The 13176-nt window shown below is 40.7% G+C and carries 10 protein-coding genes; 4 read left to right on the top strand and 6 right to left on the bottom strand.

Translation table 11 applies throughout. The annotated features are described in order from the left end of the window. Window positions 1–67: 67 nt before the first annotated feature. The 5 genes from ACFSBH_RS01505 to ACFSBH_RS01485 form a co-directional block, all read right to left on the bottom strand. Window positions 68–1063 (bottom strand): acyltransferase family protein, encoded by a 996-nt coding sequence (locus tag ACFSBH_RS01505; protein ID WP_379595688.1) that lies wholly within the window; start codon window positions 1061–1063, stop codon window positions 68–70. 251 nt (window positions 1064–1314) lie between these two features. Further along, entirely contained in the window at window positions 1315–2709 is a 1395-nt protein-coding gene (locus tag ACFSBH_RS01500) for an L-cystine transporter (RefSeq protein ID WP_251516182.1), read from the bottom strand. A 223-nt stretch (window positions 2710–2932) separates the two neighbouring features. Next, window positions 2933–3373, bottom strand: a complete 441-nt coding sequence (locus ACFSBH_RS01495) for an OsmC family protein (RefSeq protein WP_251516180.1) — start codon at window positions 3371–3373, stop codon at window positions 2933–2935. 102 nt (window positions 3374–3475) lie between these two features. Beyond that, window positions 3476–4267 carry a TerC family protein gene (locus ACFSBH_RS01490; RefSeq protein ID WP_251516178.1) on the bottom strand — a complete coding sequence of 264 codons (792 nt, stop codon included), beginning with the start codon at window positions 4265–4267 and terminating at the stop codon, window positions 3476–3478. Between the two features lie 853 nt (window positions 4268–5120). Continuing rightward, window positions 5121–6860, bottom strand: coding sequence for a phospho-sugar mutase (locus ACFSBH_RS01485; protein ID WP_251516176.1), 1740 nt, complete (start codon window positions 6858–6860; stop codon window positions 5121–5123). Window positions 6861–7192: 332 nt separating this feature from the next. On the opposite strand from ACFSBH_RS01485, the gene ACFSBH_RS01480 reads away from it, so the two are divergent. The 4 genes from ACFSBH_RS01480 (at window position 7193) to ACFSBH_RS01465 (ending at window position 11575) form a co-directional block, all read left to right on the top strand. Continuing rightward, the gene (locus ACFSBH_RS01480) at window positions 7193–8287 is read left to right on the top strand and encodes an AI-2E family transporter (protein WP_251516204.1); all 1095 of its coding nucleotides are present in this window, start codon (window positions 7193–7195) and stop codon (window positions 8285–8287) included. A 474-nt stretch (window positions 8288–8761) separates the two neighbouring features. After that, window positions 8762–8947 (top strand): SE1832 family protein, encoded by a 186-nt coding sequence (locus ACFSBH_RS01475; RefSeq protein WP_251516174.1) that lies wholly within the window; start codon window positions 8762–8764, stop codon window positions 8945–8947. A gap of 81 nt (window positions 8948–9028) precedes the next feature. Continuing rightward, window positions 9029–11176, top strand: a complete 2148-nt coding sequence (gene recQ / locus ACFSBH_RS01470) for a DNA helicase RecQ (RefSeq protein ID WP_251516173.1) — start codon at window positions 9029–9031, stop codon at window positions 11174–11176. A 78-nt stretch (window positions 11177–11254) separates the two neighbouring features. Further along, window positions 11255–11575 carry a PH domain-containing protein gene (locus ACFSBH_RS01465; RefSeq protein WP_379595768.1) on the top strand — a complete coding sequence of 107 codons (321 nt, stop codon included), beginning with the start codon at window positions 11255–11257 and terminating at the stop codon, window positions 11573–11575. Between the two features lie 62 nt (window positions 11576–11637). Here ACFSBH_RS01465 and ACFSBH_RS01460 read toward each other — a convergent pair whose 3' ends face one another. Beyond that, window positions 11638–12882 (bottom strand): aminopeptidase, encoded by a 1245-nt coding sequence (locus tag ACFSBH_RS01460; protein WP_251516171.1) that lies wholly within the window; start codon window positions 12880–12882, stop codon window positions 11638–11640. Between the last annotated feature and the right edge of the window lie 294 nt (window positions 12883–13176).

Raw genomic sequence — 13176 nt, 5'->3', positions numbered from 1 at the left:
AATTTTTATGTGAACTCGGGCCATTCTCAGCTGGATTTGGGCTTTTAGGCAAAAAAGAGCAGGGATCTTAAGTCCACTGCTCTAATTTTCGCTTCAGTAAAGTCGCTCTTCCTTCAATGAGCGGTTGAGAAATCCCCAAGACAGGCTTGGAAGATAGTAGATAGACTAGGCCTGCTGAAATCGCCGCAAGTCCGATCACATCCAGAAAACCATCAACCGTAAATAACTCTGTCTGGCGGAAGTATTGGATAAAGAATCCGTGTAATAAATACACATAAAGTGTTCTGGCTCCAAGATAAGTGACTCCTTTGATGTTCGCGGAAGGAATCCACGCAAGGATACTGATCACCATAAGACTGGATAATCCATACACAAGCAAGCGTACAAAACCTCCATACCATTCGACGCCTAAATCTCCATACGATTTAGATGCCAACAGCCAACCTGTATTGATTTCTGGCAGATAATAGATTAATAGCGCGAAAACTGCCATCACGACTAATCCAACTCGCTTCACGATGTTCCTTTTCACAAGCATCAGCTGCTTTTCCGTCAGCCAATAGCCAATAAGGAAAAACGGGAAAAATACGAACGTCCTTGACAGACTAAACGTATGGCCAATTTCACTGAAGTAGCCGACACCAATACCTATCAATAAAGCTAAACCAATACTGTAACCCGGCTTTAGCTTTTTGAAGAAAATCAATAAGATATGCCAGCCAAATAAACTGAATAAAAACCATAGGGACCAGTGAGGATAAAATAATCCAGCCTGCCAGTCAGGTTTTCCTATCAGAAAATAATAACCCGTGTAAATGATCTGGAATATAAGATATGGCATGATCAGCTTTTTCACAAGGTTCCATATATACCCGCTGTCCCCAGCTCCCTTGGCGAAAAATCCTGATACTAAAATAAATGCCGGCATATGAAACATATAGATCCACATATATAACGTGTTCATTCCTGTGGATTCTGTAATGAATGGTTGAATAATATGACCGAACACAACTAGAAAAATCAAAACTACTCTCGCATTATCAAAATACGCATTTCTTTCCATTGCTCTCCATCCTTCTGTTTAATATCATAGTCAGCTAGCAATCGATAATTTAATTGTACCCTGACAATGTGGAATAAATGTGGATGATGCAAGAACTTCATCCTTTTGTTAGGATTTTGTAAAACAGATGACAAGTTTGCCGATCATGTAAAATAATTGCAATCAAAAACCGCCTTAGTTTGTAAGGCGGTTTTGGTTTTGTTTCAATAACTCAAGTTGCGGAGCGCTAAACGGGCGCTTACGCTTTTGTGCTAAACAGTCGCTTGGTCAGCTACTGAGTTTTTATCGTTGAATTTATCTGCATCGTGACCGCCAAGAATTTTGGATGTCAGTGTTCCGGCAACCATAGAACCATTTACGTTAAGCGCTGTACGTCCCATATCAATAAGTGCTTCTACAGAGATCAACAATCCAGCTAGACCTACTGGAAGACCCATGGATGAAAGGACGATAATCGCTGCAAATGTTGCACCGCCACCAACTCCTGCTACACCAAATGAACTGATTGCAGTAATGAGGATTAATGGAATTAAGAAATCCAATGCTAATGGATTAATACCTACCGTTGGCGCAATCATAACGGCAAGCATTACTGGGTAAATTCCAGCACAGCCATTTTGCCCCATCGTTGCACCGAATGACGCGGAAATATTCGCTGTTCCGTCATCAACTCCAAGACCATTTTTCTGCGCTTGGATATTGATTGGAATCGTTCCCGCACTAGAACGTGAAGTGAAAGCAAATGCAAGTGCCGGGAATGCTTTTTTCACATATGTTACTGGGTTCAATCCAAACCCGCCCACGAGGAGTAGGTGAATAATGAACATTGTAATTAATGCTGCATAGGAAGCGAGCACGAATTTACCAAGCTCCAGTACCCCAGCATAGTTTGTATTAGCAACCATATTTATCATGAGTGCGAGTACCCCATATGGCGTTAAACGGAGAATCAACGTAACAATCCGCATGACGACGGCATAAATCGCATTGACACCTTTTACAAACAGTTCTGCCTGCTCTGGTTGTTTTCTTCTGACCCCAAGTACTGCCACTCCTGCGATAAGAGAGAAGATAACCACACTGATTACAGATGTTGGACGTTCTCCTGTCATATCAAGGAAAATATTATTGGGGATAAACTCTAAAATTCGTTGTGGTGTTGTCTGATCCTCAATACTTGCATAACGTTCTTCGATCGATGCCGCCCGCTCATTTTCAGCTTGACCGGCTTCAATCTGGTCGGCACTTAAATCGAATAGAAGTGCGGAACCAATACCGACGACAGCTGCAATCATTGTTGTACCGATTAGAATTCCAATAACCCAACCGGCCATTTTTCCGAGCTCTTTCGTTTTCTCCAAATTGATGATCGCACGGATGATGGAAACCATGACGAGTGGTACGACGATGAGCATTAAGAGTCGTACATATCCACTACCGACAATACTATACCAATCCAACGTACCTGTCAGTATATCGGATCCCACTCCATAAACAGCTTGTAAAATAGCACCTAGCACAATTCCGATTCCCATTGCAGTAAATACTCGCTTCGCAAAGGAAACGTGTTTTTTTTGCATGGTATATAGCAAACCAATAACAACTAAGAAGACGATAATATTTATAATTATAAAGACACTATCCATCTTTTATTCCTCCCATTTTATATTTACTATAATCCCTATAGATTTAGTCCGATATAAAATATACTATGAATTACGATTTTGTGCAACAACATATTATACTAGTTAAATATTTTTAATATGCTTAGCTTCCCACCATCCATAGACTATATTCCCAATTACCAAGAATTAAAGCGTACAGTTTTATAAAAGAAAAGATTCCCATCATACAATAGGGAATCATTCATTAACTCAAATTCGGTTGTAGTTCGAGCTCAACATTCCCCTGTATCGCGCGGGAAATCATGCAACTCTTTTCTGCTTTCTCAACGAGAACTTTCAGCTTCCGATGATCTTTGTCTGAAGCGGATTGCTGTAAAACCACGGTAGGCTTATGGATAATTTTTTTATATGTAAATACCCCTTCTGTCACATCGACAATGGCCTCCGCATCATGGGACATTTCTTTCAACGGGAGATTTGCCCGCTCAATCATTGCTGCAAGTGTGATAACATAGCACGTCGCTGCAGCCCCTAGCAACATTTCATCAGGATTCGTTCCAACTCCCGGTCCATCCATTTCCGGTGGTATGGAAATTTGTGCTTTCAAATTCCCTGCATCAATATGACCGACACTATTTCGACCACCTGGCCAATCTGCTTTCAAATAAAAATGATGTTCTGCCACAGTAATCACCTCAACTCAGATTGTAGCACTAATTTTCTCAGATGCTTAGTGTTTTGCTCAAAAGAAAAAGAACGACAGAATAAATTCCATCGTTCTTTGTGTTTAGCCTAATGGTTTCTCGTCCACATTTTGATTCTTTGATGAGAACCAGCCAATGACGGCAATGAGAACAAGTACGATATAGAATGTCAGCTTCCAGCCAGTTGAATGTGGGAATGCCTCCGGTATTAAGGCAACATCTTTATGTGCAAGCGTGAGTACGGCGAGTTTCACACCTACCCAACCAACAATAAGGAAAGCTGCGACTTCCAAGCCCGGCCGTTTTGCAAGCAGTCCCACAAAAATATTCGCTGCAAAACGCATTATGATAATCCCAATCATACCACCTGCGAAGATGACTGCAAATTGACCTGCATCTAAACTTCCAATCTCTCCCAAGCCAGTTGGCGGTAATGCAACGGCTAGGGCTACAGCTGCAAGAATCGAATCGACCGCAAAGGCAAGGTCGGCAAATTCGACTTTTAATACAGTCAGCCAAAATTCTTTTGGTGAAGCTTCTTTAAGCGGTGCTTTCTCCAGATTAACATCATCAGCATCCGGTTCCTTCTTCTTGAAGCGATCATACAGGTTCTTAATTGCAATTCCTAGTAAGTAGATAGCTCCAAGCGCTTGAATCCACCATAGTTCCACCAAGAATGAAATAACAAATAGAGAACCAAACCGTAGGACAAAGGCCCCTGCTAGTCCATAAAATAGTGCCCGTTTTCTCTGTTTTTCCGGTAAATGCCTAACCATGATGGCTAAGACAAGAGCATTATCCGCCGCCAATAGACCTTCTAGTCCAATCAGAACGATCAATACCCATAAGTATTCTAAAATTAATTCCGTACCCATTCGGCACACACTCCTTCTCCTGCTATTATTGACCACAAAAAATGGCCTTTACACAGTAAAGGCCACAAAAAAATAAAAAGAGACCTTTACCTGTAGTGGTAAAGGTCTCGCTAACAACAAACGTACGTTGCCAATTAAGCCGGAGATGTTAATCTCGTAATGACGACTTAGATTGTACAGCTACTCCCCTTTAGGAATATTATAAGCTAATTTAACACTATTCTCGGCTAAATGTCAATTTCCTAACCAATACAAGGAAAAATATTTTCATGTTTAATAGATATTATACTTTTCCCAAATAAAATAGTTTTATGCCATTGTGAATTGTTATTGTGCTTTTGGAGACTGATTACTTATGTTCGTGACATGAGACAGTTTCTATTGTATGTTTTCAGCTTGGTTTTCCGTCTTTTGTGACGAGAGCAGTGTTCTATGGTATGTTTCGAAGTTAGTTTACTGTCTTTCGTGACAAGAGAGACGCTCTATAGTACGTTTCGGGCTTGGTTTCCTGCCTTTCGTGACAAGAGAACGCTTCTATGGTACGTTTCTAGATTGGTTTCCCGTCTTTCATGACAAGAGAATATTCTATTGTACTTTTCTAACTTATTTTCCCGTCTTTCATGACAAGAGTACGCTTCTATCGTACATTTCGAGTTTAGTTTCCCATCTTTCGTGACAAGAGAAACTTTCTATTGCTCATTATAAGCTTTAAATCCCCTCTCTCGCGACAAGACAACCACTGTTACTGTGCAAATTCAGCTTTCTATCATTCTCAACATGAACAACTTTATTAAAAAAATCCTCCATGCCCAAGGAAACCTAGACATGAAGGATGAGACTAAAACTCACTATATTATTTCTCTAAAATTCCGGCAATCACTGCATCTAATGCCTCTTTGATTGATTGTAATTTTTCTGCGCTATCTTCATTGCTGTTACCGCAAACACCGTAATAATATTTGATCTTGGGTTCTGTGCCGGATGGACGGAAACAAACCCAAGCCTGATCCTCGAGGATAAATTTCATCATGTTTTCTTTTGGTAAGTTGATTATTTCAACATCACCTGTTGCAACATCCGTACGTTCGCTGGTGACATAATTCTCGACCGTCACCACTTTCATGCCTGCAATTTCCTTCATTGGACGTTCACGGATTTCTTCCATGATATACGCAATTTGCTCCGAACCTTCTTTTCCTTCAAGTTTTAAAGAAGTTAATCCTTCAAGGAAATATCCATGTTTTTCAAATAAAGTTTCTAAAGCATCAAGTACCGATTTCCCTTGACTCTTCCAATAATAAGCCATTTCTGCTGCGAGCATGGACGCTTGAACAGCATCTTTATCACGCGTGAATCCACTCGCGAGGTAGCCATAGCTTTCTTCATAGCCGAACATGAAAGTTTCACCTGTTGATTGGAAGTTGGCGATTTTTTCTGCAATATATTTAAAACCAGTTAACGTTTCAATTGTTTCTACTCCATAAGAATCGGCAATTGCACGGCCGAACTCAGTTGTAACTACAGTTTTGATCATTCGGGCATTGCGGTAAACGTTCATATCACTATGGGAAAGAATGTAATCCAATAATAAGGAACCGAGTTGGTTTCCAGTAAGGACGACATATTCCCCATCTTTATTTTTCACTGCAGCGCCAAGACGGTCTGCATCCGGGTCTGTCGCAAGTAAAATATCGGCATCAACTTTTTCCCCATATTCGATTGCAAGCTTGAATGCCTGATGTTCTTCCGGGTTCGGTGATTCTACCGTTGAAAATTCCGGGTCAGCTACAGTTTGTTCTTCAACAAGCGTTACGTGAGGGAAATTCAATTGTGCAAAGCCTCTTGATACAAGATTTGTTCCTGTTCCATGAAGTGGTGTGTAAACAATCTTTAGATCTTTTTCTTCTTCAAGTACGGACGGTTCCATTTTTGTTATGCCTTGTAAATGTTCGAGATAAGCACGATCTACTTCTTCACCAATCCATCGAAGAAGTTGTTCATCTTCAAGCTCTTTTTGATCTCGCACAGGAACGAGCAGTTCATCACCTGTTGCCTGAATGGCCGCAGTAATTTGCTCTGCTTCCTCCAAAAGGATTTGTCCACCTTCTTCGTTATAGACCTTCAACCCATTGTACTCCGGCGGATTATGACTGGCCGTAATCATGATTCCAGCTGCTGCACTCAAGTAGCGTACCGCATAGGAAAGCACTGGAGTCGGCCGTAGTGAGGAAAACACAGAAGCACGAATACCGTATGAACCAAGAACTTTGGCCGCTTCAATCGCAAATTCTTGTGACATATATCGTGAATCGTAAGCAATTGCCACTCCACGCTGTTTTGCGTTCACTACATGTTCCAACAAATGCTTGGCTAGGCCATTCACCGCTTTACGTACGGTATAAATATTCATACGGTTTGTTCCAGGTCCAAGTACTCCACGGATACCACCTGTTCCGAATGTCAGCTCTTGATAAAACGCATCTTCCAGTTTTTTCGGATCTGACTTAATAGCCTCCAAATCAGCTTTCAGACTGACATCCAGGTTTTCAAAATTAAGCCATTTCTCGTATACTGCTTCCCAATTTTTAGCCATTTCGTTCCCCCTATTAGTATGTATATAAGTAAAAGCCACGTCCAACTTCGGCAAAATCAGGCTCTATGAATGGACTGTTTGTCCGTGCAGATTTGCGAAGTGCGGGGCTCCGTCGACCAGAATTCAACACGACGACCGGATTTTCTTCGAATGAGCGCTTCCACTATTCGTATGTATATAAAAATACTATCATGACATTATCTTTTATTCTATTAAACTTGAATTAATTTTTCATTTTCGGTTAATAATAATAACAGCATATACTATTATAATCGATTATAATAAAAATAAAACCACCAATCGATTGTGTGGAACGGAGAGTAGAGATGCAATTGAAAAACAAACGATTTTTTGAAATATTAATTGGGCTAATACTTATATTTCTATTGATTTTATTAGTCTCAGCCACTAATTTTATATTTATCCCTGTCTTCCAATTGATTGGAGCTGTCGCATTTCCAATTATTGGTGCAGGTATCCTTTACTATCTGACTAGGCCGCTTATGCGTTTTTTTGAACGGTTTAAAATTCATCGGATCATCGCGATTATTCTTGTCTTCATTATCATCTTAATCGCCGCGTCGTTATTTATCATCTATATTTGGCCGATACTACGTGAGCAAACAACAAATATCATGAACGGAATTCCCGCCATGGTAAAGGTAATCCAAGAGTTCATACAATATTGGGAAACGAATTATGTTTATATCCCCGATCAAGTCGTCGGAACAATCAACGACTTTGTGAATAATATCCCTTCACATATTGAGGAGATCATCAACTATATCTTTGCTTTTCTCGGCGGATTAATTGGACAGGTCCTCAGCATTGCAGCTGGAATGGTGTTAATCCCATTCTTCCTGTTCTTCATGCTGAAAGATGGTGAGAAATTAATACCATTCATCACCAAATTCTTCAAACCAAAAAAAGCTGCCAACATCCGCAGCCTTTTAATGAAAATAAATAACGTGCTGACTGCCTTTATCCAAGGGCAGCTGATTGTCAGCTTCTTTGTCGGGATACTTTTATTTATTGGATATTCTATTATCAGACTAGATTATGCATTAGCTCTAGCGTTATTTGGAATGGTGACGAATGTCATTCCTTACCTTGGACCATTCATCGCTGTTACACCAGCACTTATTATTGGAGGTATCCAAGATCCGTGGAATCTGATATGGATATCGATTATTATGATCGTCGCTCAGCAGATTGAAAGTAACTTAATCTCACCAAATGTGATGGGCCAAGCACTGAACCTTCACCCGCTCACGATCATTACAGTGATTCTTGCCGCGGGAAGCATTGCTGGTTTTCTCGGAATCCTTTTCGCAGTTCCATTCTACGCGGTGGTACGGACGATTATTGTTCATTTCTATGAAACTTATGTGGACTCTAAAAGAAATAAGGAAGATGCGTTGTTTTAATGACACGTATCTTCCTGATGGATTTACTGTCATCCCATATGGGAAAATAAGCACCAGATGCTTTCCCATGGTGATTTATTTTCACCCCATTTGGGAAAGTAAACACCTGTTATTCTCCCAAAGCGAATTACTTCCAGCCCATTCGGGAAAATAAACAACAGTTATCTTCCCGAAGTGATTTATTTCCAGCCCATTCGGGAAAGTAAACAACAGTTATCTTCCCGAAGTGATTTATTTCCAGCCCATCCGGGAAAGTAAACCACAGTTATTTTCCCGAAGTGATTTATTTCCAGCCCATCCGGGAAAGTAAACAACAGTTATTTTCCCGATACAATTTACTTTCACCCCATACGGGAAAATAACTTCAGCGCCACACTCTAAACCGCCATTCAAAAGGCTAACCTTTTTCCCTAGGAATTAAGCGAGTTCCGTATTACAATAGTTGGTAGGGCTTTTAAAAGGGGGAGAAAGTGAATGAACCGTGATAAACTTTTGGCTAAATTAGATGAGTTGAAATCGGATTATGTTCGAATTCAAGGTGATATGGATAAATTGGAATATGTTAAAGGCAGGGTTTCTTCAGCAGAAGAGCAATTGATCCGATTAGAAGGAGAGATTGCGGAAGTACGGAAACAGCTTGAGGAACTGGGCGAAGAGTGAGGCAAATGCTTCACTCTTTTTCTATCGTTACAACCTATCAAAAATATGGTAGGATTATTCATAATGGAAGGAGCGTAAAGGATGCTAGTAAAGGAAAAAAACATTTTAAAAAGTTACTTTGGTTATGAAGCATTTCGCCCTGGGCAGCAAGAAGCGATTTCGCATATTTTAAACTTACATAACACGCTCGCTGTCATGCCTACGGGTGGAGGTAAATCTCTTATCTATCAAATCCCCGGATTATCCATGCAAGGCACTGCAATTATCATCTCTCCTCTCATCTCCTTAATGAAGGATCAAGTGGATGGGCTTCAGTCCCTTGGAATTCCTGCGACTTTTGTAAATAGTTCCCTATCCAATGAAGAACAAGACTTGCGGATGCAGGAGATTGCTAGTGGGCGCTATAAATTTGTCTATGTTGCGCCAGAGCGGTTCGAATCTTTCCGTTTTACGAACTTGATGAAGCGGATCAATATCTCCCTCGTCGCCTTTGATGAGGCACATTGTATTTCCCAATGGGGACATGATTTCAGACCAAGTTACCGTTCGATTGTTCCTCGTCTGAAAGAATTCGGGAATATCCCTGTTTTCATTGCGTTGACAGCGACCGCAACAGAAGAGGTTATTGCAGATATCCAATCCTTACTCGCAGTCGATGACCAACATACGGTCAATACCGGCTTTGCCAGGGAAAACCTTTCTTTCCACGTTGTTAAAGGTAAAGACAAAATGACGTATATCCGGAACTTTTTGACCGAACATCGGGATGAAGCAGGAATTATTTATACAGCTACGAGGAAACAGGCGGATAGTCTCTATGAATTGGTGAAAGCACGTGGTTTTTCCGTTGCGAAGTATCATGCCGGGCTTTCCGAAATGAAACGTAAAGAAGCTCAAGCCGCCTTCCTTCACGACGAAGTGAATGTCATGATTGCAACAAACGCCTTCGGGATGGGGATAGATAAATCAAACGTTCGTTTCGTTCTGCATTATGCGATGCCGATGAACATTGAGTCCTACTATCAAGAAGCTGGAAGAGCCGGACGTGATGGTGAGCCAAGTGATTGTATACTGCTGTTCTCCCCGCAAGATATCCAGCTGCAGAAATTTTTAATTGAACAATCGCAAATGGATGATCAAGCAAAACAAAATGAATACCGTAAACTGCAAGCCATGATCAACTACTGTCACACCCATAGTTGTCTCGCAAATCATATTCTCGAGTACTTCGATGATACGGTTACGAAGACGACCTGTGACCGTTGCAGTAATTGTACCGAACTTCAGGAAAAGGTGGATATAACCGAAGAGGCACAAATGATCCTGTCATGCGTGAAGCGGATGGAAGAACGCTACGGTGTGACACTGACAGCAAAAGTATTAAAAGGATCGAGAGATAAGAAGATTATCCAATTCGGACTTCAAAAGCTTTCCACCTATGGACTGCTTTCCCGTTATACGGAAAAGGAAATAACGGAGATGATCCACTTTTTAATTGCCGAAAATTTACTCGCCATTGAAGAAGGACGTTTTCCGATCATCAGGTTGAATCAGCATTCCGTACCTGTTTTAAAAGGTGAGCGCAAAGTGGAAATGTTTACGGCGCCTATTCCAACGACGGAAGATGCGGATTATCATGAAGATCTTTTCTCCGAGCTGCGTGCACTGCGTAAGGAAATTGCCGATGAGAAACAAGTGCCGCCTTATGTATTATTCTCTGATGCCACATTGAAAGAGCTTAGCCGCTACTTCCCACAGACGAAAGAAGAAATGTTGGACATCAAAGGAATCGGTGAAGTGAAATACGAGCAATATGGTGAAGACTTCTTGGCATTGATACAAGACTGGCGTGAACGCAATCCAAAAGTACCGAAGCGAATACCTATCTTTGGGAACGCTAAACCAGTAGCAAGAAAGAAAAGAACGGAAGACGATGGGCCGAGCCACCTTGTAAGCTATAAGCTTTTCCAAGAAGGCAAAACGATAAAGGAAATTGCTGAAGCTCGTGACTTTTCAGCGATGACGATTGAGAATCACCTTTTCAAAGCTTATAAAGAAGGACATGAAATGAATTGGAATCTATTCTTCAACGCCGAGGAAGAAGCGGAAGTACTCGCAATGCGAGAAGAGTTGGATGAAGATAAACTAAAGCCATTGAAGAAAGCTTTGCCAGAAGATTATAGTTATACAATGATCAAAGCCGTTTTAGTGAAAAATGGAATGATGTAAACTGGAGGGGTTGAATTGACTGATCTTACACCAAAAAAAGTATTTACTTTTTATCATGAAGTTCCGCTTAATGAAAAGATGGAAAAATTTTTATCAGGCAAAGAACAGGTTGTATTTTGCGTGAAGACGATAAGAGATATTGCCGTCTTTACAGACAAAAGGATTCTGATTGCTGATAAGCAAGGATTGACAGGGAAAAAAGTGGAATATTACTCTATTCCATATAAAAATATCTCAACTTATTCCATCGAGACGGCAGGCAGATTAGATCTTGATTCGGAAATCAATTTGACCCTGTCAGGTGGTATCAACATTGAACTGAAATTTATGAAGGACAAAAATATGGACGAACTATTGTTGCGCACTTACCACTTGATTAATGAGTATATCATCGACTAGGATGACACCCTATCCAAAAGAAAAAAATCCACAAGCATAACAGCTTGTGGATTTTTAAATTATTATTCACCTTTAATGTTCAGTGCCCAAGTCCCATTACGGAATACAGGCTCTGTCGTACCATCTTGCTTCACACCATCGATATCAAGTTTGTCAGATCCAATCATGAAGTCCACGTGGATGAGGCTGTCATTCACACCATGTTTATCCAGTTCTTCTTCTGACATGCTGGATCCGCCTTCCAAGTTGGTTGGATAAGCTTTACCAAGAGCGATGTGCACCGAAGCATTTTCATCAAACAGCGTGTTATAGAAAATCAAGCCGGATTGGGAAACTGGCGACTCGTCTGGAACAAGCGCGATTTCTCCTAAACGGCGGGCACCTTCATCGGAATCAAGTAAATGTTTCAGCACTTCTTCACCGACTTCTGCTTTAAAGTCCACTACTGCGCCATCTTTGAACGTCAACTGGAAGTTGTCGATTAAGCTGCCACCATAATTAAGTGGTTTTGTGCTTGATACTGTCCCATTTACGCCGTACTTATGCGGCAAGGAGAATACTTCTTCGGTAGGAATGTTCGGGTTAAATTCTACCCCAGTTTCGGCAAAGGCTGAACCGCCCTTCCAAATATGCCCCTCAGGAAGCTCCAATTCCAGGTCGGTTCCAGGCGCTTTTAATATTAATTTTTTATAGTTTCTATCATTCAATACTTCACGAGCTGTCTTCAATGTTGCATTATGTTCTTTCCATGCCGCAACTGGGTCTTCTTGGTCTACACGGACAATTTTCAAGATAGCTTCCCATAAGCTCGCCACTGCATCTTCTGGCGATTTATCAGGGAAAATCTTTTGTGCCCAATCCTTCGATGGAATAGAAATAATGGACCAAGGAATTCGGTCATTCATCGTATACTGGCGGAAATTCACCATTGCTTCTGCTGCAGCTTTGTTAGCCATTGCAACACGTGCAGGGTCAATATCCTTTAATAAATCAGGGTTGGTCGAACGAATATGAAGGATTGCCGCTCCATCTTCCGCAAACTCATCATGAAGTTTGACCCGCCATTCCGGGAAGGAACCGATCACTTCATCTGGAGCGTGCTGGTATCTTAATAATGTCAGCTCATCGTCCACCCAGTTGATATGAACGTCTTTTGCACCTAGTTCATATGCTTTTCTTGCTATAATTTTTGTGAAGTCTGCACCTTCAAGCGGAGCATTAATCATCAAGGCCTGGCCTTTTTGTAAATTGACACCTGTACGTAAAGCTAGTTCTGCATATTTTTCTTGTAATTGTATTGTCGCCATCTTTTAACCTCCAATTGGATCAATTTCTATCATACGAAATTACACTTTAGTGAATCAGGGTACTCTCCTCCATCTATTCAGAATAGGAATTTTACTGAAAGATACACCGTCTAAGCCCTATTATTTCACAAAACGATGAATTCACCAACTATTTACTTTTTTAAAAAGAAGAAAAACTTACTTAACCGAGGCATTTAGAACTGATAAATAGTGGTTACACTGTTTACTAGAAGGGTAATTTTATGTTAAACTATAAATAGTTACTTTTTGTAATTACTGTTATTCCTTTTCATT

The organism is Oceanobacillus luteolus (assembly GCF_042678205.1).
Classification (GTDB): domain Bacteria; phylum Bacillota; class Bacilli; order Bacillales; family Amphibacillaceae; genus Oceanobacillus; species Oceanobacillus luteolus.
This window is presented reverse-complemented; position numbering and strand designations above follow the sequence as displayed.